The sequence below is a fragment of the Rhizobacter sp. P3_C12 genome, from assembly GCF_056402735.1.
In genome coordinates this window covers 1-22,804 of sequence record NZ_JBFUGW010000044.1, presented here as the reverse complement: position 1 = coordinate 22,804, position 22,804 = coordinate 1, and the positions used below count along the sequence as shown (strand labels likewise).

The window sequence follows — 22,804 nt, the reverse complement described above, 5'->3', positions numbered from 1 at the left end:
GCCCCCCGCCTCAGAAGCGGTAGCTCACGGCCAGCAGCAGCGAACTCACGTGAGCTGTGACGACCAGCGGRCTGCGTGCGATCGAATCGTCGGCAAAGGTCCGCCGCACGTAGGCGTCGAGATACCACCGGTCCGCGAGCCGCGCCTCGACCATGGCGCCGACGTAGGGGTTCAAGGCGGACCCCGGTTGATACGCCTGCCCCAGCGCTGCGGCATCGGCGCTCCTCGTGCCGCGGTAGTAGCCCGTGTAGGCCCGGGACTGGTATTCGGCGCCCAGCTCCGGGTAGACGGTGACCCGCCCCAGCGGCAACTCGGCCAGGTAGCGCGCCTGCACGAGGTTCCCACCAGACTTGCCGAGGTCGTGCAACACCTGCAGCCCGAACGCGCCGATCGGCGTGATCTGCAGCGTGCCCAGGCCCAGCGGCAGCGAATCCTGGCGCCGGCTCAGCACCGTCGAATCGTAGCCATCGCCGCGGTACTGGCCGACGAGCTCGACATGGCCGTAGCCCAGCGGAAATGCCTTGATGCCGAAGGTGTCGACGCGGGCGAAGACGGGGCCGTACTCGAAGTTCAGGTACGGCAGGGCCTCGGTCTTCGGCTGCACGCCACGTGTCTGGGTCTGCGAACGCATCGCGCCGAGGCCGATGTCGCCTTCCAGGCGTGGTTCGGCGGCCGCGACGGGACCTGCTTGCGTGAGCGAGACGGCCAGCACGAGAAGGGGTGAGACGAACTGGCGTGGATTCATGTCGTTGCAGAGGGAGAAGAATCAGCAGGGAAAGCGGTCGAAGGGGATGTAGCAGGGGTGCCGTCCGCGCGCGCCAGCCAGCGCGCGAGCCGCCCGCCGAACAGCAGCTCGTACAGCACCGGCACCAGCCCGAGGGTGACCAGCGTGCCCAGTGCCAGGCCGCCGATGATGGTGACCGCCATGCCCGACCACAGCGGCCCGCCGAACAGCAGCAGCGGGACCAGGCCGGCGACGCAGGTCAGCTTGGTCATGACGATCGGCCGCAGCCGCTGCACCGCCGAGGCCACCACCGCTTCGCGCATCGCGCGGCCGGCGTGCAGTTCGGCCTCGATGCGCTCGAGCAGCAGCACGGCGTTGTTGACGATGATGCCGGCCAGCGAGAGCAGGCCGAAGTTGGCCATGAAGCCCAGCGGCTCGCCGGCGAGTTTCAACGCGGGGGCCACGCCGATCAGTGCGAACGGGATGATGGCGAGGATCAGCGCCAGCTTGCGGAACGAGCCGAACTGCCAGACGAAGAGGATCAGCATCGCCACCACGGCGTGCGGCAGGTAGTCGCCGAGCGCGGCGTTGGCCTCGGCCGCGTCTTCGATCTCGGCACCCAGCTCGATGCGGTAGCCCGGCGGCAGCGCGAGCGCTGCCACGGTCGGCGCGAGTCGGTCCACCACCTGCTGCGCGGTCTGCGTTTCGCTGCGGCCCTGCACGGTCAGCGTGCGCGACAGGTCGCGGCGGCGAATGACCGAGGGCTCCGAGTTGACCGTGAGCGTCGCCACCGCCGACAACGGCACCGGCGCGGCACCGGAGGCCGGGTAGACCAGGCTGTTCACCACCTCCTCGGGCCGCTGGCGCTCGGCCTCGGAGCCGCGCACGACCAGCGGCACCAGCGTGTCGCCGTCGCGCAGCGCCGAGACGGCCAGGCCGCTGAAGCGCGCACCCAGCGAGGTGGCCACGTCCTCACTGGTGATGCCCAGGCGCCGCGCCTTGCGCTGGTCGATCTGCACGTCCAGGCGCGGCACGCGGCCGTCCCAGTCGTCGCGCACGCCGACCACGCCGGGCACGCCGCGCAGCGCGGTCTGCAGCTGCTCGCCCAGTCGGCGCAACTCGTGCTCGTCCGGGCCGGCGATGCGGTAGGCCACGGTGCCGGCGTCGGTCGCGCCCAGCGAGAAGCGCTTCACATCGGCGCGCAGCTCCGGGTGGGCCTGTGCCAGCCAGGCACGGGTGCGCACGATCATCGGGTCGAGCGCCTCCTTGCCGTTCACGCCCACGGTGAAGTAGCCGATGTGCGAAGCCGGCAGCGGCGGGTTCAGTCCGAGGATGATGCGCGGCCCGCCGTCGGCCACGTAGCCGATGCTGGTCGTCACCTCGGGGTTGGCCTTCCTGTCGGCCAACCAGCGGCTGATGGCCTGCACGGTGGAGAGCGTGGCACGCGAATCGCTGCCGGGCTGCAGTTCGATGGCGATCTGGTACTGCGGCCGGTCGGACGGCGGCAGGAAGCCCGCGGGCACGCTGGCCAGCATGGCCATCGCGAGCGTGAACATCACCCCCATCGCGCCAAGGAACACCGCCTTGTGGTCGAGCACCTGGCCGATGACGCGCCGGTAGCCGCGGTAGAAACGCGACTCGGCGGCCGGCTCGCCCTGTGCGGCGTGGTGCGAAGGCTGGAGGAAGTGGTAGCACAGCAGCGGCGTCACCGTCAGGCAGAACAGCCACGAGCCCAGCAGCGACAGCGCGAGCACGATCACCAGCGGTCGCAGGTACTCGTTGATCGAGGTGTGGCCGAAGAAGAACGGCGAGAACGCGAAGATGATCACCAGCGACGAGGTGAGCAGCGGGATGGCCAGCGTGCGGCCCGCATCGATGCAGGCCTGGCGACGGGCTTCGCCGGCCGCGAGGCGCCGTTCGATGTCTTCGGCGATCACGATGCCGTTGTCCACCAGCAGGCCCAGCGCGATGATGATGGCCGCCATCGAGACGTTGTGCAGCTCGATCGACAGCATCTGCATCGCCACCAGCGTGCCCAGGATGGTCAGCGGCACGATGCTGCCGACCACGAGCCCGGCGCGCCAGCCCAGGAACAGCACGACCACCGCCATCACGATGACGATGGTCTCGCCCATCACGCGGTTCATCTTGCCCATCTCGCGCCCGACCACGTCGGCCTGGAAGGTCACGTACTCGAGCGTGAAGCCGGCCGGCAGCAGTTGCTGCAGTTCGGCCACGCGCGCCTTCAGCGCCTGGCCGAAGGCCTGCACGTTCTGGCCCGCGCGCATCGATACACCCAGCACCACGGCCGGCTCGCCCTGGTAGACCGCGGACGATTCCGGCGGATCGGCCGGCAGCACGCGGATGCTGGCGATGTCCGACAGGCGCAGGGTCGCGTCGTGGTGGCCGCCGCGTTCGGGCACGCTCAGCACGACATTGCGCAGCGCCTCCAGCGACCTGATCTCGCCCGAGGCCACCAGCGCGCTGTTCAAACCGCCGAGCACCGCCTGGCCGGCGGAGAGCACGACGTTCTGTTGCTGCAGTTGCTGCAGCACGGCCGGTGCCCCGAGGCCCAGCCCGGCGAGGCGCGCGCGGTCGAACTCGATGTAGACGCGTTCGTCCTGCAGGCCGTGGAAGCTGACGCCCTGCACGCCGGGCAGCTCGTACAGCCGGTCGCGCAGCTGCTTGAGCGGCTGGCGCATCTCGCTCATCGCGAAGCCGGGCGCGGTGACGGCGATGGAGGCCACCGCCACGCGGCCGAAGTCGTCGTTGATGTCCGCCGGCAGCGTGCCGTCCGGAAACTGCGGCGACACCTCGGCCACCTTGGCGCGCAGCTTCTGCCAGACCGCCGGCAGGTCGGACACGCTCTCGTGCGCCGTCACCTGCACGATGACATTGCCGGTGCGCACCACGCTCGCCACGTGCTTCAACTCGGGCAGCTGGCGCAGCCGCTCTTCCAGCGGCCGGGCGACGAGCTGCTCCATGCGCTCGACCGGCAACCCGGGGTTGGCGACGAAGATCATCGCGTCGCGGATGGTGGTGGAAGGCTCCTCCTGCGACGGGAACTTCAGGAAGGCCAGCACGCCGGCCACCAGCACCAGCGCGGCCACGAAGAAGGTCAGCCGGCTGGCGCCGAGCGCCGATTCGGTGAGCCTCATGGTTGCGCTCCGTGCAGCAGCGTCTGCGGCTCCTGCCGCACCACGGCCTGGCCTTCGTTCAGGAAGGCGACGCCGGCGACGACGACCTGGTCGCCTGCGGCCAGGCCCGCCTTCACCGGCAGGCGACCGCCCGGGAGCACGCCGTCGCCGATCTGGATGGCACGGCGCACGAGTTGATGTTTGGTGCTATCGAGCAGGAAGACGCTCGCTGTGCCTGGGCCCGCTCCGGCCAGCAGCGCGGGAGCGGGTACCGAGAGCGCGGCGTTCGCCTTGCGCGGCAGTTCCACCGAGACGACACTGCCGCTGCGCAAGCTCGTGGCGGCACCCGCGATGCGGAAGACTGCCTGTACCAGCGAGCCGTTCTCATTGCGGGTCGAAAGCCGCTCCAGCGTCAGCGGCAGCGAGCCAGCTGTGGCGACCTGGCCCGGCGTGAGATGCGATGCCACCGATTCGGGCAGCATCGCCACCACCTCCAGCGCCTGACCCGCCTCGATCTGCAGTATCGGCTGGCCGGCTGCGATGTCGGTGTGCGGCTGGGCTGCTCGCGCGACGATCTCGCCGTCGAACGGTGCGGTGACGCGCATCAGCGCAAGATCCCGACGTGCCGATGCGAGCGCCGCCTCGGCGGCTTGCAGTTGGCCGGTCGCCAGTTGATGCTGCGTCTGTACCGACTCCAGCGTGGTTGCCGAGACGATCTGGTCCTTCGCGAGCGACTCGTGCTGCCGTAGCTGGGTGCTGCGCTCTGCAAGCACTGTCGCAGCCGAGGCGCGGTCGGCTTCGGCCTTGTCGAGGCGCCAACGAGCTGGCGATTCCTCCAGACGCGCAAGCACCTGGCCAGCACGCACGCGGTCTCCGACGTCGACGAGGATGACGGCAATGCGCCCCGGAGATTCGAAGCCGAGATCGGCGCGCTGACGCGCGCGCAGTGTGCCGATGAAGGCCTCGCTGGCCGTCGTGGTGCCGTCAGCAACAACTTCTACCTTGACGGGGCGCGGCACGACGACGGACGGTGTGGGTTCCTTGGCGCACGCGGTGAGCAGGGCCGCCAGGAGGACGACAACAGCGCCCTTGTGGTGATGCGGTGACATGGTGGTGAATCCGGAAAGGAGGTTGATCAGGTGACGGTCTGAGCGAGCTGCTGCAGCGCCTGGCGCATGGCTTCGCGCTGCCGCTTGCTGAACTGGTGCAGGTTCAGCAGTTCGAGCAGCGAGAGGCCGTCGAGCGCCGCCGTGATGGCGAGCGCGAGGCCAGCCTGCGGGCCGGCGTCGACGAACTCGCCGTACAGGCGGTCATAGGACTGCTGCACGGGGCCGAGCAGGTGCGGATAGCTGGTGACCGCGGCGAGCAGGTTCGTCAGCAGCAGCTTCTCGCTGGCCGGCATGTCGAAGGTGTCGTCGACCAGGGCCTGCAGCAGTGCACTGGTGGTGTCGCCGCGCTTGGCCGCCTTGGCCCGGCTGCGCTGGTCGAGCAGCTCGACCATGCGCTCGACCAGTGCGCCGAGCAGCTCGTCCTTGGTCTTGAAGTGATAGATCAGGCCGCCCTTGGTGACCCCGGCGGCGGCGGCGACGCCTTCGAGCGTCATCTCCTGGACGCTGTGCTTCGAGATCAGTCCGGCAGCGGCGTCGAGCAGCTTTTCGCGTGAGCTGCTGCGCCCGGGTGGGTTGGTCATGCGGGCCTCCTTGAGGATTGAAACTGTACTGTACGTATAGTACAGTAATTGACTCTGACCCGTCAACCCCGGAGATCGCTCATGCCCCCGTTTGCTCGAACCCACCTCGGTGCTGTTGCCGCCTGGCTGCTGGCCTTGGCAGGCTGCGCCACATCCGTCGTGCCCCCTGCGGCCTCGCTCGCGGTGCCTGCCGCGTGGAGCGTCGACACGCCGTCCGCTTCACCTGGAGCCAGTCGTGCCCCCGACGCCTGGTGGCGCGACTTCGGCAGTGCTGAACTCGATGCGTTGATCGACTCCGCGCTGCACGCCAACCGCGACCTGCGCATCGCCGCGGCGCGCGTGGCCCAGGCACGCGCCGGGGTCGACGCGGCCGATGCGGAGCGCCTGCCACAGCTCGGCCTGGCCGCGGGCGCGCGCCGGGGGCGCGATTCGAGCGCGGACCCCAAGGCCGACGTCACCGCTGTCGGCTTTCGTGCCAGTTGGGAGGCGGACCTGTTCGGTGCCAAGGGGCTGGCCAGCACCGCCGCCACGCGCGATGCGCAGGGCGCCGAGCTGGCGCATCAGGCGATGCGCGTGGCCATTGCCGCTGAGGTGGCCACGGCCTGGTTCGAGGTCCAGGCGCTGGCGCAGCGCGAGGCTGTGAGCCTTGACGCTGCCACGACGCTGCAGCGGCAGATCGAGGTGGCGCGGCGCCGCTTCGAGGTCGGTCAATCCAGCGCGCTGGACGTCGACCGGCTCATTGCCGAGCTGCGCCAGGAAGAAGCCAGCGCGGCCCAGCTGCAAGGTGCGCGGCGCAGCCGGCTGCGGCAACTGGCCGTGCTGACGGGTGCGACGCAGCCGGGTACCGTGTCCGGCAGCACCGCCGCCAGCGCGCCGACCGTGCTCGCGCCGCTGCCCGCCGAACTGCTGGAGCGTCGGCCCGATGTGCAACTGCAGGCCCGCGCGGTCGAGGCCGCCGCGGCGCGTCTCGGCGTGGCCAAGCGAGACCTCTACCCACGCATCCAGCTCGACTGGGCCGGCCGCAAGGAGCGACTGAGTGTGGATGGGGCCAGTGCGTCGCCCGCGCTGGTCGTCGGCTACGGCCTGACGGTGTCGCTGCCGATCCTCGATGGTGGCCGCATCCGCGCGAACATCGCGGTCCACGAGGCGCGGGCCGAGGAGGCCATGGCGGCGTACGAGAAGGCGATGCTGGGTGCACTGGCCGATGCGGACATCGCGCTGGTGCAGCAGGTTGCGGCCGACGCCAGTGTCAGTGCGCTGGAACAGGCGTTGCGTGCCGGCGCCGATGCCTCACGCCGCAGCCGGCGCATGTTCGACGCCGGGCTCGTCGGGCTGGACACCGTGCTCGACGTGCACCGCAGCCACCTGCGTGCGCAAGATGCTCTGCTGCAGGCGCGCGGTGCGCAATGGGCTGCGGCCGTGGCGGTGCGACGGGCCTTTGCCGGCGGGGTCTGAATTCACACGGATTCGTACAGGTCGGCGAACACATGATCGGGCACGGGCTTCTAGCGCAAAGGATTGGCCGGGCAGGCGGGCGGCCACGCGCCGACGTAGCGCCGATTCACGGTCGTGCGGCCCTGGCCATCCACGATGCGCAGTTCGTCGCCGGCCAGCATCACGGTCGAATCGACGGTCCTGGATTTCTCTTCGAGTGTCACCGTGAGTTTCAGGTGGTTGCCGTCGGCGACTTCCCAGGTGGCAGGCAGGAACGGCGTGCCGCGCTGCTTCCACTCCTCGGCTTCGCGGCCACACTTGGGATACATCCGGAAGGTCTTGTCCGCCCGGAACTCCACGAACTGTCGATCGGTGCTGGCCCACTGGCCCGTCAGCGACTGTTCGAGCGGTGCGCTGTCTTGAGCTCCCGCGGTGGCGGCGAGGGACAGCAAGAGCAGGGGAAACAGACGAGAACCAAGCATGGGGTCGAGCCGAGGAAGCAGGACCGGCAACGTTAACGCATCGGGATGCCGATGAGCTTGTCGATCCGGGCGGCCGTCGAACGTCGCATGGATGAAGCCCGCAAACCGCAGACGCTTCATTCAGCCCTCGTTGCACCACCAGGAGAAACCCCGTGACAAAGATGATCTTCGTGAGCCTTCCGGTCACCGACCTCGCAGCCTCGGTCGCCTTCTACAAGGCGCTGGGATTCGAACAGAACCCGCAATTCAGTGACGACACCGCAGCCTGCATGGTCTGGAGCGAGACGATCCACGCGATGCTGCTGACCCACGCCAAATGGCGCACCTTCACCGAGCGGCCGCTTCCACCCGTCGGCACCAGCGGGGTCATGCTGGGCCTGACCGTGGACAGCCGGGAGGCCGTCGACCGGATGAACCAGGCCGCTGCCGCGCACGGTGGCCAGGCCGACGTGAACCCGGTGCAGGACCTCGGCTTCATGTACGGCCGGGATCTGGCCGACCCCGACCAGCACCTGTGGGGCGCGATCTGGATGGATCCCGCGGCGATGCCCTCGGACCATCAGGTGGCGTAGGCCAGAATGGCCGGATCGCGAGACACCAGACGCCATGATCCGAAATCCCTACAGCCCGCCCGCCAGTGCCATGACCGAGGGCCCGAAGGACGAAGCGGTTCGCCGTCCGATATCGGTCTGGATCCTGCTGCTGTTTCTGCTGGCGGGCATCACGCTCTACTGCTGGGGGTTCATCCGCGGCGCTCAGTTCGTGATGGCAGCGCGTATCGGGGCGATCAGTCCGGTCACTGCTGCCTGGATGCTTGCATGGCGGGTGGGAGTCTTCGCCCTGCTGGTGCTGGCGGTTGTCGGCGTGTACCGGCGGCACTGGGCCGGGCGCTGGTTCGGCTTGGCCGTCATTGCAGGTGTCGCGATGTTCTCCATCTTCGGGCACGACACCACGCAGTATGCGAACGACGCGGAGCGCGCCGGCGGGTTCATGGGGCGCATCATCATCTTCCCGGTACTGTTCGCGTGGTGGGCCCATGCGTATGCCTTTTCAGCCAAGGCGAAGCGCTATTTCCTGCCTCGTTCCGCGCGCGCCGCAGCCTGAGGGCGCTTGCGCCCGCTGAGCATCGTCGCGGGCAGGTTCTCGCGCCAGCGCCAGCTCATCACGGCGACGCCGGCCAGGTGCACCACGACCGAGGCCAGCAAGGTGTCCGCGAGCCAGGCGTGCAGGTCGTGCACGCGCTCGTCGCCCCAGAAGGCATCGAGCCGGCTCATCCACCCGGTGAACCCGAGCAGCAGCACCAGCAGCCACAGCAGCCAGACCATCCACAGGCCCAGCGGGTTGTGCGCCAGCGTGCGCGGCGCGCCGCCGCGCAGGTAGGCGAGCGTGTCGCCGATCGAGGGCTTCAGCGCGCGCCAGCCACCCGGGCCCCGGTGCAGCGCCGCCCACAGGCAACGCACCGCCACCACGCCGACGGTGATGTAGCCGGCGAGCCGGTGCCACCAGTCGCCGTCGTCGCGCACGAGATTCAGCACCACCAGCGCCGCGAGACTCCAGTGGCACAGCCGAACGACGACATCCCACACGCGGACGCGGCCATCGGGCAGCGCGGGCATCGGTTCACTTCTCGATTTCGGACTTCACCGGCTCCAGCGTCTTGGCGTCGAAGTAGATCTCGACCTTCTTGCCTTCCTTGTTCTTGCCGTAGATCTCGTAGCAGTTGCCGTCGACCTTGAATTTTTTGATCGTGTAGCCCTGGCCTTCGAGCTTGGCCTTGGCATCGGCTTCCTTCATCCATTCGGCCTTGGGGTAGGCCTTGCAGTCAGCCTTGGCGAAGGCGCTGAGCGGCGCGGCCGCGACGATGCCGATCAGGGCGGCGAGGGTGAGTTGCTTCATGGCGAACCTTTCAACGAAGTCAAGGGTGGAATCGCAGGTTTCAGCGGCCGCCTGGGCGAGCCCTGGCCTGGTGGCGGTACAGCGTGCTGCGATGGATGCCGAGGCGCTTGGCCGCCTCGGCGACGCTGCCTCCGCATTCCGACAGCGCGCGATCGATGGTGTCCTCGACGACGCTCGACAGCGCGGGCTCGGTCGTGACGGCGAGGTGCCGCCGAGCCTGTGCCGATCCGGACAGCACGCGCTCCGGCAACTGCTCGACGCCGAGCAGCGCACCATCGTCGGCCAGCGCGACGAGCGCGCGCAGCACGTGGGCCAGCTCCCGTACGTTGCCCGGCCAGGCGTGAGCGTCGAGCCGGTCGAGGGCAGCGGGGTCCAGCGACAGCTGCTTCGCCTTCGCCAGCGGGCCGAACAGCTGCTCGATGAGCGCTCGCCGGTCGTGCCGATCACGCAAAGCCGGGATCGCGACGCGGTAGCCGTCGATCCGGTAGAGCAGGTCGGCCCGGAAGGCCTGCCCGGCACTCATCGCCGACACGTCCTGGTGGGTGGCGCAGACGAGGTCGAAGTCGACCGGGATGCCCGGGCCGCCACCGAGCGGCACGACCATGCGCTCCTCGAGCACGCGCAGCAGCCGCGTCTGCAGCAGCAGCGGCATGTCGCCGATCTCGTCGAGGAACAGCACGCCGCCGGCGGCTTCGCGGATGCGCCCCGGCATGCCGCGCCGACGGGCCCCGGTGAAGGCGCCCGCCTCGTAGCCGAACAGCTCGGCCTCGATCAGCGCTTCCGGCAGCGCCGCACAGTTGACGGCGACGAATGGCCCCTTGCTGCGGCGCGATGCCTGGTGCAGCCGGCGGGCGAACACCTCCTTGCCGCTGCCGGTCTCGCCGGTGATCAGCACCGGCAGGCCCTGGTCGAGCACCTTGCAGGCGCTGTGCAGCAGCGGCGCCGTGTCGTCCACGGCGGGCAACGCATCGTCGTCGACTGCCTTGGCGAGGGGTCGCGCCGTACTGCGTGACGCCGCCGGCCGCTCTGCGCGCTCCAGCGTCGCCGCGATCTGCCGGCCATCGGGCAGCGTCAGCAACCCGGAGCCGTGGTGAGGCTGCGACCAGCGCGCACCGATCAGTGCTTCCGCCGGCCGCTCGAGCAAGCCCGCCCACGCCGTGCCGAGCAGCCCGAGGGCGACCCGGTTGGCGGCGACGATCCGGCCCTCGTCGATAACGATCAAGCCCTCGCGCGCGGTGCCCAGCAAACCGGGCTTGGCATGGAAGCGCAGCAGGTGCCCGCTGGCCTGCGCCAGCATCAGCCGGTGCTCGACCTGCTGCGCCGCCATGCGCACCAGGCCGAGCGTGTGGTCGTTGACCTGCGCGGCTTCGCCGGAGATGTCGATCACGCCGGCGATCTCGCCGCGCCCGTTGAAGATCGGCGATGCGGCACAGCCGATCGCCCCGTTCTGCGGCAGGAAGTGTTCGCCGCCCAGCACCATCAGCGACTGGCGCTCCAGCAGCGCGGTGCCGATGGCATTGGTGCCGCGGCGCGTCTCGGACCATTCGACGCCCGGCGCGAGCGCGATGCGTTGCGCCTTCGGCAGGAACTCGGGGCTGCCGATCTCCTCGAGGATGAGCCCTGACGGATCGGTGAGGATCACGACGCAGCTGGCCCTCAGCGCGTGCTCGGTCAGGCTGTCGAGCTCGGGCTGTGCGCACGCGAGCATCTGCATGGCCTGCTCGCGGCGCTCACGCAGGTGTTGCCGCAGCAGCGGCTCGGGTTCGGCCACGGCCGGGCCGATGCCCTGGCAGCGCCGCCACGAGCGCGAGATGTGCGGCGCCAGGCCTTCATCGCCCGACAGGGCCTGGCCCTGCAGGAAGAACAGATCGCGGGCGTGCTCGACCCGCAGCGAAAGCGCCTGCGCCTCTTTCATGCTGTCTCCGATCTCGTGGGCAACGTGTCGCAGCACGCGACATGTCGCGCGACATCCTCGCACGGATGTGTCGCAGATCGCGAAACCCGACCCGCGCGTCCGGTTGTCGTCCGGTTCTGATGGGCGCGCCGATGGCGAGGGCACAGCGGGGCCGGGCGATGTCGTGGCCGCGCATCGGCCGGCCCTGGGGTAAGTACCCAGCCGAGCGGGTACGCGCGTTGCAAACCAGGTACCGCGGCGCTGCAGTGGGCGGTGCCCATCACACCCAGATCGGAGACGCAAAGATGGACAAGCTCGACCCCGGCAAGTTCGGCACCCCGGTGGACTTCAAGAAGCGCTACGGCAACTACATCGGCGGCGAGTGGACGGCGCCGTCCGGGCGCCAGTACTTCGAGAACATCACGCCGGTGACCGGCCGCCCGTTCTGCGAGATCCCGCGCTCGACGGCCGAAGACATCGACCGCGCGCTCGACGCCGCGCACAAGGCGAAGACCGCCTGGGGCAAGACCTCGACGACGGAACGCGCGAACCTGCTGCACAAGATCGCCGATCGCATGGAGGCCAATCTGGCGATGCTGGCCGCGGCCGAGACCTGGGACAACGGCAAGCCGATCCGCGAGACCACGGCGGCCGACCTGCCGCTGGCGATCGACCACTTCCGCTACTTCGCGTCGGCGATCCGCGCGCAGGAGGGCGGCGTCAGCCAGATCGACAACGACACGGTGGCCTATCACTTCCACGAGCCGATCGGCGTGGTGGGCCAGATCATCCCGTGGAACTTCCCGATCCTGATGGCGGTGTGGAAGCTGGCGCCGGCACTCGCTGCCGGCAACTGCGTGGTGCTGAAGCCGGCCGAGCAGACGCCGGTGTCGATCCTCGTGCTGCTCGAGACGGTGGCCGACCTGCTGCCGCCCGGCGTGCTCAACGTCGTCAACGGCTTCGGGCTGGAGGCGGGCAAGCCGCTCGCGTCGAGCAACCGCATCGGCAAGATCGCCTTCACCGGCGAGACCACGACCGGTCGGCTGATCTCGCAGTACGCGAGCCAGAACCTGATCCCGGTGACGCTGGAGCTGGGCGGCAAGTCGCCCAACGTGTTCTTCGCCGACGTGATGGAGAAGGACGACGCATTCTTCGACAAGGCGCTCGAAGGCTTCGCGATGTTCGCGCTGAACCAGGGCGAGGTCTGCACCTGCCCGTCGCGCGCGCTGGTGCAGGAATCGATCTACGACCGCTTCATGGAGCGCGCGGTCAAGCGCGTGGCGGCCATCAAGCAGGGCAGCCCGCTCGACCCGTCGACGATGATCGGCGCGCAGGCCTCGAGCGAGCAGCTGGAGAAGATCCTGTCGTACCTCGACATCGGCCGGCAGGAGGGCGCCAAGGTGCTGATCGGCGGCGAGCGCAACATGCTGCCCGGCCAGCTCGAGGGCGGCTACTACGTGAAGCCGACGATCTTCGAGGGCCACAACAAGATGCGCATCTTCCAGGAAGAGATCTTCGGGCCGGTGGTGTCGGTCACGCGCTTCAAGGACGAGGAAGAGGCGCTGTCGATCGCCAACGACACGCTGTACGGGCTGGGCGCCGGCGTATGGAGCCGCGACATGAACACCGCCTTCCGCATGGGCCGCGGCATCCAGGCCGGGCGCGTGTGGACCAACTGCTACCACCACTACCCGGCGCATGCGGCCTTCGGCGGCTACAAGCAATCGGGCATCGGCCGCGAGAACCACAAGATGATGCTCGACCACTACCAGCAGACCAAGAACCTGCTGGTGAACTACAGCGAGCACAAGCTCGGGTTCTTCTGATGGAAGCGAGCGCCGAGGTCCTGCGCGTGACGGCCACCGACGCGGCGCTCGCACTGATCGAGCGGCTGCAGCTGAAGCACGGGCCGTTGATGTTCCACCAGTCGGGCGGCTGCTGCGATGGCAGCGCGCCGATGTGCTACCCGCAGGGGGAGTTCATCGTCGGCGACTACGACCGCCTGCTGGGGCACATCGGCGGCATGCCGTTCTACATCAGCGGCCCGCAGTTCGAGTACTGGCAGCACACGCAGCTGATCATCGACGTGGTGCCGGGGCGCGGCGGGATGTTCTCGGTGGAGGGGCCGGAGGGGCTGCGGTTCCTGACGCGGTCGCGGCTGTTCACCGATGAGGAGTGGGGGGTGTTGGGTTCGGGGTGAGGCCTCGGGGCTGCCGCGCGTCGACGTACACCCAGGCCGACACGCCTGAAGCCAGCGTGACCCGATCGCGGCGGTAGTCGGCCACCTCGTAGCTGTCTGCGTTGCGCAGCTCTTCAGGCGTCAGCGCGAAGACCGTGCCGTCGACCCGGTCCTGGTCGCGGCCGGTGAACACCAGCATCGGGTGATGCGTCTTGCCGCTCGACTTGATGACGGCTGCGTCGTGGATCTCCAGCAGCGTCAGCGTGTAGCCCGGCAGCGCGTCCTGGGTGCCCGCCAGCGTGCGGCCGAAGGTGTCGCGCTGCACGGACTCGAGCTGCAGCGTGCCGTACGAGAAGAGCTGCTCTGTCGTTTCGGTGGAATCCGGCATGGCGAGATGGGGTGAGCTGTCAGGCGCCGCCGAGCCGGCGCAGTTCGTCGATCGTGTTGGCATTGAAGAAGGCGTCGGCATCGTCGAACAGCACGTCGACGCATTCTTGCCGCTCCAGCCAACGCTCGATCTTGCGGCCGCCCTCGGCGAGGTAGGCGGCCAGGTCGACATGCAGATCCGCCCTCAGCAGGCAGAACACCGACTGCCGTTGCCGTTCACCGGCCTCTTCGGTGACTGCCACCACCGCCCGCGCGTCGCCGGCCGCTGCAGCCAGGGTCATCACGAGATCGTCGGGAAACCGCGGCGTGTCGCAGGGCACCGTTGCCATCCAGTCGGTGCGGCAGTGGGTCAGGCCGGCGAGGAAGCCCGCCAGCGGGCCCGGGTAGTCGGTGTCGGCGTCGGCCAGCACGGGCACACCGTAGCCGCGATAGACCTCCGGATGCCGGTTGGCGCTGATCATCACCGAACCGACCTGGGGCGCGATGCGCCGCAAGGCGTGCTGCACCAGCGGCTCGCCATCGAGCGTCTGCAGGCCCTTGTCGACGCCGCCCATGCGGCTGCCCCGGCCGCCTGCCAGGATCAGCGCGGTGATCTGCTCACGTTGGATCATGTCGGCCTCGATTCTGCTGCTTTGGTCGAGCGATATCCTCGGTCAAGGATATCGACTAGGATCGCCCAAACCGGGTGAAGATGAATGCTGCGCTGCGTCAATGACGCGGCCCCTCGTCCCTTGTCCCTTGTCCCTCGTCTCCGTTCAAGCAGCGCGTCTCCACGATTCCGACATCGCTTGACCCACTGGCCGGAGCGCACCCCGCTTCGACGACGACATGACGACAACAGCCACGCGCCCCAGCGATCCCGGCACCGTGCCACTCGCTTCCGTCGACGAGATGCGCGGCCGCCTTCGCCGCAAGAACAAGCTGAAGGGACGCCAGCCGGACCACGTGTCGCTCGAGGAAGTGCAGGTGCTCATCGGCCCGGGGCCGCACCGGCGCGACCTGCTGATCGAATACCTGCACCTGATCAACGACGCGTGGAACGGCCTGCACGACCGGCACCTGGTGGCGTTGGCCCGCGAGTTGAAGCTGTCGATGGCCGAGGTCTTCGAGGTCGCAACCTTCTATCACCACTTCGAGGTGCTGCGCGGTGACGAGCAACCCGCATCGCTCACGGTGCGCGTGTGCGACGGGCTGTCGTGCGAGATGTCCGGCGCGCAGGACCTGCTCGCGCGCCTGCCGGCGCTGCTGGGCACCGCGGTCCGGGTCATCCCGGCACCCTGCGTGGGCCGCTGCGAACAGGCGCCGGTCGCGATCGTCGGGCAGGCGCCGGTGGTGCATGCCAGGGCGGCAACCGTCCAGGCCGCCGTCGATGCGGGCTCGGCCCGCCATGCGCTGCCGCGCGACGATGGCGCCTTCGACGCCGGCGCTGCCGGTGCCGCGCCGATCACCCGCGCACCGCAGGAGGTGGCACCCGCCTACGTCGGCTACGACGCCTACCGGCAGGGTGGCGGCTACGAGCTCGCGGCAGCGGTCGCGTCCGGGCAGATCCTGGCGGCCGACGTGTTGAAGGCGATGACCGATTCCGGCCTGCGTGGATTGGGCGGCGCGGGATTCCCGGCCGGGCGCAAGTGGGGCATCGTGATGCAGCAGCCGGCCCCGCGCGTGATGGCCGTCAACATCGACGAAGGCGAGCCCGGCACGTTCAAGGACCGCACCTACCTCGAACGCGATCCGCACCGCTTCCTCGAGGGCCTGCTCGTCGCCGCCGCGGTGGTGGGCACCGAGGCCTGCTACATCTACCTGCGCGACGAGTACCACGGCTGCCGCGCGATCCTCGAGCGCGAGCTGGCACGGCTGAAGGCCGACCCGCCGTGCACGCTGCCGCACATCGAGTTGCGGCGCGGCGCCGGTGCGTACATCTGCGGCGAGGAGTCCGCGATGATCGAGAGCATCGAAGGCAAGCGCGGCGAACCGCGGATGCGCCCGCCCTACATCGCGCAGATCGGCCTGTTCGGGCGGCCGACGCTCGAGCACAACTTCGAGACGCTGTACTGGGTGCGCGACATCGTGCAGCGCGGCCCGGCCTGGTTCAGCGGCCCCGGCCGCAACGGGCGCCACGGGCTGCGTTCGTTCAGCGTCAGCGGCCGCGTGCGCGAGCCGGGCGTCAAGCTGGCGCCGGCGGGCATCAGCCTGCGCGAACTGGTGGACGAGTTCTGCGGCGGCATGCTGCCCGGCCACGACCTCTACGCCTACCTGCCCGGCGGCGCGTCCGGCGGGATCCTGCCGGCGAGCCTCGCCGACCTGCCGCTCGATTTCGACACGCTGCAGCCGCACGGCTGCTTCATCGGCTCGGCCGCCGTCATCGTCTTGAGCCAGCACGACAAGGCGCGCGATGCTGCGATGAACATGATGAAGTTCTTCGAGCACGAGAGCTGCGGCCAGTGCACGCCGTGCCGGGTCGGCACCAGCAAGGCGGCCGCGTTGATGGCCGAGCCGCTGTGGGACCACGGCACGCTGGAAGACCTGAACCAGGTGATGGTCGACGCCTCGATCTGCGGCCTCGGCCAGGCGGCGCCGAACCCGGTGCGCTGCGTCCAGAAATACTTTCCCCACGAGGTGTCGTGATGAATGCGCCCGAACGAAATGTCCTGATCCCCGGCGTCGAGTTCACGCTGGACGGCGAGTCCGTCCAGGCCTTCGGCGGCGAGACCATCCTGCAGGTCGCCGATCGCGTGGGCGTGAGCATTCCCCGCCTGTGCTACACGCCGGGCTACCGGGCCGACGGCAACTGCCGCTCGTGCATGGTCGAGATCGACGGCGAACGCACGCTCGCGCCGAGCTGCTGCCGCGCGCCGACCGCCGGCATGAAGGTGCAGGCCACCAGCGAACGCGCCGTCAGGAGCCAGAAGATGGTGCTCGAGATGCTGCTCTCGGACATGCCGGCGCAGGGCCACAAGTGGATCGGCGACGACGCGACCCGCCAGCACGGCGAGCTCAGCGACTGGGCCTCGCGCATGGACGTCAACGTGCGCCCCGCGCTGGCGGCGATCGCCCGCGAGCAGCCGGCGCCCGACCTGTCGCATCCGGCGATGGCGGTGAACCTGGATTCGTGCATCCAGTGCAACCGCTGCGTGCGCGCGTGCCGCGAGGAACAGGTCAACGACGTGATCGGCTATGCCTTCCGCGGGCATGACAGCGCCATCGTGTTCGACCTGCAGGACGGCATGGGCGACAGCACCTGCGTGGCCTGCGGCGAGTGCGTGCAGGCCTGCCCGACCGGTGCGCTGATGCCCAAGAGCCACATCGGCGCGCAGGAGGTCGATCGCAAGGTCGATTCCGTCTGCCCGTTCTGCGGCGTCGGCTGCCTGCTCACCTACAACGTGAAGGACGAGCAGATCGTCAGCGTCGACGGGCGCGACGGCCCGGCCAACCACAGCCGCCTGTGCGTGAAGGGCCGCTTCGGGTTCGACTACGCCCACCATCCGCAGCGCCTGACCAAGCCGCTGATCCGCAAGCCGGGCGTGCCCAAGCATCCCGATGCCATCGGCGACCCCGCCGACTGGAGCGAGGTGTTCCGCGAGGCGACCTGGGAAGAGGCGCTCGACCTGGCCGCAAGCCAGCTCGCCGCGTTGCGCGACACGCACGGCCTGAAGGCGCTGGCCGGCTTCGGGTCGGCCAAGGGCAGCAACGAGGAGGCCTACCTGTTCCAGAAGCTGGTGCGCACCGGCTTCGGCAGCAACAACGTCGACCACTGCACGCGGCTGTGCCACGCGTCCAGCGTCGCGGCGCTGCTCGAAGGGGTCGGCTCCGCGGCGGTGAGCAACCAGGTCAACGATGTCGAGCATGCGGGCCTGATCCTCGTGATCGGCTCGAACCCGACGGCCAACCACCCGGTGGCGGCCACCTGGATGAAGAACGCCGCCCAGCGCGGCACCAAGATCGTGCTCGCCGATCCGCGCATCACCGACATCGGGGGCCACGCGTGGCGCACGCTGCAGTTCAACGCCGACACCGACGTGGCGCTGCTCAACGCGCTGATCCACACGGTCATCGACGAAGGCCTGGTCGACGAAGACTTCATCGCGCGGCGCGCGAACAACTTCGAGGCGCTGAAGGAGAACGTGAAGGGCTACAGCGCCGAAGCGATGGCGCCGATCTGCGGCATTCCGGCGCAGACGATCCGCGAGGTGGCGCGCGAGTTCGCGACCAGCAAGGCGTCGATGATCCTGTGGGGCATGGGCATCAGCCAGCACGTGCACGGCACCGACAACGCGCGCTGCCTGATCGCGCTCGCGACCGTCACCGGCCAGATCGGCAAGCCGGGCAGCGGCCTGCACCCGCTGCGCGGCCAGAACAACGTCCAGGGCGCGAGCGACGCGGGGCTGATCCCGATGATGCTGCCGAACTACCAGCGCGTCGACAACGTGGACGCGCACGCCTGGTTCGAGAAGTTCTGGAACACGCCGCTCGACGACAAGCCCGGCTACACGGTGGTCGAGATCATGCACAAGGCGCTCGCGCCCGAGACGGATCCGCACAAGATCCGCGGCATGTACATCATGGGCGAGAACCCGGCCATGAGCGACCCCGACCTCAACCATGCCCGCCATGCGCTGACCTCGCTCGAGCACCTGGTGGTGCAGGACATCTTCATGACCGAGACGGCCTGGTACGCCGATGTCGTGCTGCCCGCCAGCGCCTGGCCGGAGAAGACCGGCACCGTCACCAACACCGACCGCATGGTGCAGATGGGGCGCCGCGCGCTGACGCCGCCGGGCGATGCGAAGCCCGATCTCTGGATCATCCAGGAGATCGCGCGGCGCATGGGCCTGCCCTGGAACTACCAGGGGCCGGAGTGCGGCGTGGCCGAGGTCTACGAGGAGATGCGCCAGGCGATGCACACCGCCATCAGCGGCATCAGCTGGGAGCGCATCGAGCGCGAGCAGAGCGTGACCTACCCGTGCCTGACCGACGACGATCCGGGCCGGCCGACCGTCTTCATCGACACGTTCCCGACCCGCGACGGCCGGGTCAAGCTGGTGCCGGCGGACATCATTCCGGCCAACGAGCGGCCGGATGCGGATTTCCCGTTCGTGCTGATCACCGGCCGGCAGCTGGAGCACTGGCACACCGGCAGCATGACGCGGCGCGCGAGCGTGCTCGATGCGATCGAGCCGGTGGCCACCGCGTCGATGAACGGCGGCGACCTGCGCAAGCTGCAGGTCAACGCGGGCGACGTGATCACGGTGAAGTCACGGCGTGGCGAAGTCGCGCTGAGCGTGCGGCGCGACGATGGCACACCCACCGGCACCGTCTTCATTCCGTTCGCCTACTACGAGGCGGCCGCGAACCTGCTGACCAACGCGGCACTCGATCCGTTCGGCAAGATCCCGGAGTTCAAGTACTGCGCGGTCGCCGTCACGGCCGGCGGTACGCCGGCGGCCACGGTGGGCTACGGTCGCGAGGGGTTGCCGGCGGAGAGCGTGGCCTGATGGCGTGAAGCTCACGCCATCGGCGCCGGCCTCGACACGACGACACGCAGCCCCGGATCCGCCCGGTACGCGCCCAGCGACCACCCATGGGCCACCGCGATCTCCTGGCAGATGGCCATGCCGAGCCCGGCCCCCTGGTCGCGGCGATGGTGGCCGCGCCAGAAGCGGGCAAAGATCTTCGGCAGCTGATCCTGCGGAACGCCCGGCCCCCAATCGCGCACCGACAGCGTCGTGGCGTCGACCTCCACGCTCACGAGCGTCCCCGCCGGGGTGTGCTGGATGGCGTTCTCCAGCAGGTTCTTCAACAGCGTGAACAGCGCGCCACGATCGGCCGTCCAGCAGACGCCGACGGCCTGCTTCGGCAGCTCCACGCGCACACCCGCGGCATTCGCCATGCGCTGCAGGTAGGTGGCAGCCTCGTGCACCACCTCGCGCATGTCGACGGTGACGGGGTGATAGTTCTGCGCTTCACTCGCCTCAGCCAGGTGAAGCAGTTGCTGCACCTGCCGGCTCATGTGCTCGACGTCGCCCAGCAGCATGCTGCGTTCGGCCGACGGCGCGCCGAGCTCGACCTGTGCACGCACCAGTGCGAGCGGCGTCTTGAGCTCATGGGCCGCGGTCGCCAGGAACTCCTGCTGGATGCGGTAGCCCTGCTCCAGGCGCTCGAGAACCCGGTTGAAACTCTCCACCAGCGGCGCGATCTCGCGGGGCACCGCGTGGGCCGGCAGTCGCGCGTGGATCGAGCGTGGCGAAATCCCGGCGGCGGATTCCGAGATCCGTCGCACCGGCTTCAGCGCATAGCGCAGCGTGATGTAGACGCAGGGGCCGAAGACGAAGAGCAGGACCAGGCTGAACAAGGTGATGCCGGCCCCCGTGAAGGGCAGCGCGAAAGCCTGGTAGATCAGGTGCAGGAAGCGCGTGCTGACCGCAAACTGCATGTACCAGACCTTGCCGTTGCGCTCCACGATCTCGGTGGCGCCACGCATCGCGACCCCGTCGCGCTCGAACTCGAAGCGCCCGCGCTCCAGCCGGCGCGAGGCCCCGGCCTCGGGCCAGAACGCCACCCCGGCGGTCGAGAACAGCACCACCTTGCCCGAGGCATCCAGCACGCGGTAGGCGGCCTCGTGCTGCAGGCTGTCGAAGATCCACCCGAGCTTGAAGTCGTCGTCGATCTGGAAGTCTCCATGGCGGTCCAGGCGCCCGTCGCCGATGCCGACCGGGACGCCCGCGCTGTCGAACCGCATTTCGCCGGCCAGGTCCCGGGTGGTGCTGGCCACGTCGAAGCCGGACAAGGCGTCGCCTTGCGAATGCACGATCGCGGCGGAGGCCACCATGAGCAGCACGATGCTCAGCACCGCACCGATGACGTAGGCGAGCAGGACCTTGACGCTGAGGCTACTCAGCCAATTCATCTTCACGAAGCGCATAGCCGATGCCTCTCACATTGATGATCTTCTGGCGCGAACCGATGGCGCGCAGCTTGCGGCGGATCCGGTGCAGGGCCACGTCCAGCGCATTGGGCGTGACCGGGTCGCGCAAGCCCCAGGCCACCGCTTCCAGCGCCGAGCGGCGCACCGTGTCGCCCCCCTTGCGGGCGAGCAGCAGCATGATCTGCATCTCGGAGATGGCGAGCGACACGCACTCTTCACCGCAATGGAGCATGCCCTCGGCGGGCCGCAGCTGCAGGTCGCCGTGTCCCGGCTCGGCCGGCACCAACCCCGACGGGCGGCGCAGCAACGCGCGAACGCGTGCCACCAGCTCGTCCATCGCGAAGGGCTTGGGCAGGTAGTCGTCGGCACCGGCGTCCAGGCCCTCGACGCGATCGCTCAGTGCATCGCGTGCCGTCAGCAGCAGGCAGGGAATGCCCAGCGTCGAGTCGCGCAGCCGCTTCAGCAGCGACAGCCCGTCGCCATCCGGCAACCCGCGGTCGAGGACCAGCGCGCCGTACGGCATCTGCTGGAGCGCGGACCAGGCCTCATCGATGCGCTGCACGCTGTCGACGGCGATGCCGGCGGCGCCCAGGCCGCTGCTGACCAGTTGCGCCAGCCGCTCGTGGTCCTCGACCAGCAGGATCCTGCTCATCAGAAGCTGTACATGTAGCCCAGGAGCACGCGGTTCGTGCTGGAGCGGCCCACGAGCGGGCTGTCCTTGATGCGCTTCGAGAGGCTGGTCGCCGCCACGTCGAGCATCAACGCGTTGTTTCGATCCAGCAGGTACATGGCGCGCACGCCGAGCTCCACGTTCACTCCCGCGGCGCCGGCATAGGCGGCGCGCCCGGTCGTCGCTTCGTCGGCCCGCACGCCGTAGTAGTAGTCCACGTACTGCCTGTCGAGCCAGTGGGCCGTGAGGTGCGGCATCAGCATCACCTGCCGGCCCGCCCGCCACTTCTTTTCCAGGCCCAGGCTGAAGCGCTGGCCGTTGCTGTGGCCGGCGGTGTCCGCAAGCCACAGCGCGCTGACATCGACGAGATCGTTCTCCCATTCGGCCTTGGCGCCCGCCCAGAACCCGGACTTGCGCTCGGCCATGCCGGCCAGGATCGGCGCGTCATCGGCCTCGTAGCCGCCGAATTCCTTCTTGCCCACGATGGCGAAATTGAGGCGGTCGGACGCCCCGAGCTCGAGGCTGGGGATCTTCACCTCCAGGCCCAGGCCGCCCACTTTCACGTACTCGTTCTCGAAACGGATCATCGGCAGCGCCTTGGTCTCGCGGTCGATGCCCTTGTAGGCCTTCTGCGAGTTGATCGCGGCGATGCCCAGGCCCCAGCCGTTGCCGCCGGGGCCGCCCTTGCCTTGCCCGGGGCCGTCCGGGCCACCCGGGCCCGGCGGCTGGGCCGTCGCGTTGAAGGCAGCGCCGCACAGGGCGATGACCAGTGCGAACAGGCCGGGGCCTGGCGGGTGAGGGAATGACATGGGGTGCCTTGGAAGGTCGTTGAGTGGCCGGGATCATTCCCGGTGGAGCCTTACAGCGCACTTTCCGGGGCGGCCCCGCCAGGCGACCCGTGCGGAAAGGAGCTGGAAAGACAGGCACCGCGAGGATGGCGTCGGCCGTGCGTGGCCAGGCAACCGACAAGCGAAACGTCTTCATGAGCCCTCAGGAGTCCCGGCGCAGCGAACGTCAACGACGCAGCAGCCCGCCAACGAAAGAACGAGCCGCGCTCGTCGCCACCGCCTTGCTGCTGGCCGGCTGTGCAGCCGCACCCGGGCAGGCATCCCCGGACAGCACCTTGCCGTCGCTGCCGCTGCAATGGCACGCGCCGCTGCCGCACGACGAAGCACATGGCGGCGACAGGGCCGAGCTGAGCCGCTGGTGGGCGCAGTTCGACGATCCGCTGCTGCTGCGCTTGATCGAGGCCGGCCAGCAGGTGAGCGCCACGCTGGCGCAGGCCGRTGCGCGCATCGCCGATGCGCGCGCGGCGAGCACCGCCGGTGCCGCCGCCTTGTTGCCCACGCTGGACCTCGCCGCCAGCGCCGAGCGAGGCCGCTCGAGCCC

General features: G+C 69.3%; 20 protein-coding genes and 1 pseudogene. 8 read left to right on the top strand and 13 right to left on the bottom strand.

Going from position 1 to position 22,804, the window contains the following annotated elements:
* Window positions 1-10: 10 nt before the first annotated feature.
* From AC1DXV_RS09950 to AC1DXV_RS09935, 4 genes are read right to left on the bottom strand one after another with little or no spacing between them, the layout of a single operon-like run.
* Entirely contained in the window at window positions 11-745 is a 735-nt protein-coding gene (locus AC1DXV_RS09950) for a MipA/OmpV family protein (RefSeq protein WP_477864878.1), read from the bottom strand.
* Entirely contained in the window at window positions 742-3,882 is a 3,141-nt protein-coding gene (locus AC1DXV_RS09945) for an efflux RND transporter permease subunit (RefSeq protein ID WP_477864877.1), read from the bottom strand. The genes AC1DXV_RS09950 and AC1DXV_RS09945 overlap by 4 nt, the downstream gene beginning before the upstream one ends.
* Window positions 3,879-4,970, bottom strand: a complete 1,092-nt coding sequence (locus tag AC1DXV_RS09940; RefSeq protein WP_477864876.1) for an efflux RND transporter periplasmic adaptor subunit — start codon at window positions 4,968-4,970, stop codon at window positions 3,879-3,881. The genes AC1DXV_RS09945 and AC1DXV_RS09940 overlap by 4 nt, the downstream gene beginning before the upstream one ends.
* Window positions 4,971-4,996: 26 nt before the next feature.
* The gene (locus AC1DXV_RS09935; protein ID WP_477933416.1) at window positions 4,997-5,551 is read right to left on the bottom strand and encodes a TetR/AcrR family transcriptional regulator; all 555 of its coding nucleotides are present in this window, start codon (window positions 5,549-5,551) and stop codon (window positions 4,997-4,999) included.
* Window positions 5,552-5,632: 81 nt separating this feature from the next.
* Here AC1DXV_RS09935 and AC1DXV_RS09930 point away from each other — a divergent pair, with 81 nt between their 5' ends.
* Complete coding sequence (locus tag AC1DXV_RS09930) at window positions 5,633-7,006, top strand: TolC family protein (protein ID WP_477933414.1); 1,374 nt, start codon at window positions 5,633-5,635, stop codon at window positions 7,004-7,006.
* Window positions 7,007-7,056: 50 nt separating this feature from the next.
* Here AC1DXV_RS09930 and AC1DXV_RS09925 read toward each other — a convergent pair whose 3' ends face one another.
* A complete protein-coding gene (locus AC1DXV_RS09925; RefSeq protein WP_477864873.1) occupies window positions 7,057-7,587 on the bottom strand; it encodes a hypothetical protein in 531 nt (176 codons plus the stop codon).
* Between the two features lie 32 nt (window positions 7,588-7,619).
* Between AC1DXV_RS09925 and AC1DXV_RS09920 the strand changes: the two genes are divergently transcribed.
* Together AC1DXV_RS09920 and AC1DXV_RS09915 are read left to right on the top strand one after the other, a co-directional pair.
* On the top strand, window positions 7,620-8,039 hold the full coding sequence (locus AC1DXV_RS09920; protein WP_477864872.1) for a VOC family protein: 420 nt from the start codon (window positions 7,620-7,622) through the stop codon (window positions 8,037-8,039).
* Window positions 8,040-8,073: 34 nt separating this feature from the next.
* On the top strand, window positions 8,074-8,571 hold the full coding sequence (locus AC1DXV_RS09915; RefSeq protein WP_477864871.1) for a hypothetical protein: 498 nt from the start codon (window positions 8,074-8,076) through the stop codon (window positions 8,569-8,571).
* Here AC1DXV_RS09915 and AC1DXV_RS09910 read toward each other — a convergent pair.
* Genes AC1DXV_RS09910 through AC1DXV_RS09900 form a run of 3 tightly spaced genes read right to left on the bottom strand, consistent with a single transcriptional unit; the run spans window position 8,535 to window position 11,278 of the window.
* A complete protein-coding gene (locus tag AC1DXV_RS09910; protein ID WP_477864870.1) occupies window positions 8,535-9,083 on the bottom strand; it encodes a cytochrome b/b6 domain-containing protein in 549 nt (182 codons plus the stop codon). The genes AC1DXV_RS09915 and AC1DXV_RS09910 overlap by 37 nt on opposite strands.
* Window positions 9,084-9,087: 4 nt before the next feature.
* Window positions 9,088-9,363 carry a PepSY domain-containing protein gene (locus AC1DXV_RS09905; RefSeq protein ID WP_477864869.1) on the bottom strand — a complete coding sequence of 92 codons (276 nt, stop codon included), beginning with the start codon at window positions 9,361-9,363 and terminating at the stop codon, window positions 9,088-9,090.
* A 40-nt stretch (window positions 9,364-9,403) separates the two neighbouring features.
* Window positions 9,404-11,278, bottom strand: a complete 1,875-nt coding sequence (locus AC1DXV_RS09900; RefSeq protein WP_477933412.1) for a sigma-54-dependent Fis family transcriptional regulator — start codon at window positions 11,276-11,278, stop codon at window positions 9,404-9,406.
* Between the two features lie 284 nt (window positions 11,279-11,562).
* On the opposite strand from AC1DXV_RS09900, the gene adh reads away from it, so the two are divergent.
* Together adh and AC1DXV_RS09890 are read left to right on the top strand one after the other, a co-directional pair.
* Window positions 11,563-13,083: an aldehyde dehydrogenase gene (gene adh, locus AC1DXV_RS09895; protein ID WP_477865312.1), complete on the top strand. Its 1,521-nt coding sequence runs from the start codon at window positions 11,563-11,565 to the stop codon at window positions 13,081-13,083.
* Window positions 13,083-13,457: a DUF779 domain-containing protein gene (locus tag AC1DXV_RS09890; protein WP_477865311.1), complete on the top strand. Its 375-nt coding sequence runs from the start codon at window positions 13,083-13,085 to the stop codon at window positions 13,455-13,457. Before adh ends, AC1DXV_RS09890 begins: the two co-directional genes overlap by 1 nt.
* Here the strand turns inward: AC1DXV_RS09890 and AC1DXV_RS09885 are convergent.
* Window positions 13,420-13,824, bottom strand: a complete 405-nt coding sequence (locus AC1DXV_RS09885) for a gamma-glutamylcyclotransferase family protein (protein WP_477865310.1) — start codon at window positions 13,822-13,824, stop codon at window positions 13,420-13,422. The genes AC1DXV_RS09890 and AC1DXV_RS09885 overlap by 38 nt on opposite strands.
* Window positions 13,825-13,843: 19 nt before the next feature.
* Complete coding sequence (gene mobA / locus AC1DXV_RS09880) at window positions 13,844-14,434, bottom strand: molybdenum cofactor guanylyltransferase MobA (protein ID WP_477933410.1); 591 nt, start codon at window positions 14,432-14,434, stop codon at window positions 13,844-13,846.
* 217 nt (window positions 14,435-14,651) lie between these two features.
* On the opposite strand from mobA, the gene AC1DXV_RS09875 reads away from it, so the two are divergent.
* Window positions 14,652-16,448, top strand: a complete 1,797-nt coding sequence (locus AC1DXV_RS09875; RefSeq protein ID WP_477933408.1) for an NADH-ubiquinone oxidoreductase-F iron-sulfur binding region domain-containing protein — start codon at window positions 14,652-14,654, stop codon at window positions 16,446-16,448.
* Entirely contained in the window at window positions 16,448-19,315 is a 2,868-nt protein-coding gene (fdhF, locus tag AC1DXV_RS09870) for a formate dehydrogenase subunit alpha (protein WP_477865308.1), read from the top strand. The genes AC1DXV_RS09875 and fdhF overlap by 1 nt, the downstream gene beginning before the upstream one ends.
* An 11-nt stretch (window positions 19,316-19,326) precedes the next feature.
* Here fdhF and AC1DXV_RS09865 read toward each other — a convergent pair whose 3' ends face one another.
* From AC1DXV_RS09865 to AC1DXV_RS09855, 3 genes are read right to left on the bottom strand one after another with little or no spacing between them, the layout of a single operon-like run.
* Complete coding sequence (locus tag AC1DXV_RS09865) at window positions 19,327-20,727, bottom strand: sensor histidine kinase (RefSeq protein ID WP_477865307.1); 1,401 nt, start codon at window positions 20,725-20,727, stop codon at window positions 19,327-19,329.
* Complete coding sequence (locus AC1DXV_RS09860; RefSeq protein ID WP_477865306.1) at window positions 20,711-21,397, bottom strand: response regulator transcription factor; 687 nt, start codon at window positions 21,395-21,397, stop codon at window positions 20,711-20,713. The genes AC1DXV_RS09865 and AC1DXV_RS09860 overlap by 17 nt, the downstream gene beginning before the upstream one ends.
* Window positions 21,397-22,224, bottom strand: a complete 828-nt coding sequence (locus AC1DXV_RS09855; protein WP_477865305.1) for a MipA/OmpV family protein — start codon at window positions 22,222-22,224, stop codon at window positions 21,397-21,399. Before AC1DXV_RS09855 ends, AC1DXV_RS09860 begins: the two co-directional genes overlap by 1 nt.
* A gap of 314 nt (window positions 22,225-22,538) precedes the next feature.
* On the opposite strand from AC1DXV_RS09855, the pseudogene AC1DXV_RS09850 reads away from it, so the two are divergent.
* Window positions 22,539-22,804, top strand: a pseudogene (locus tag AC1DXV_RS09850) (hypothetical protein); the annotation flags it as partial.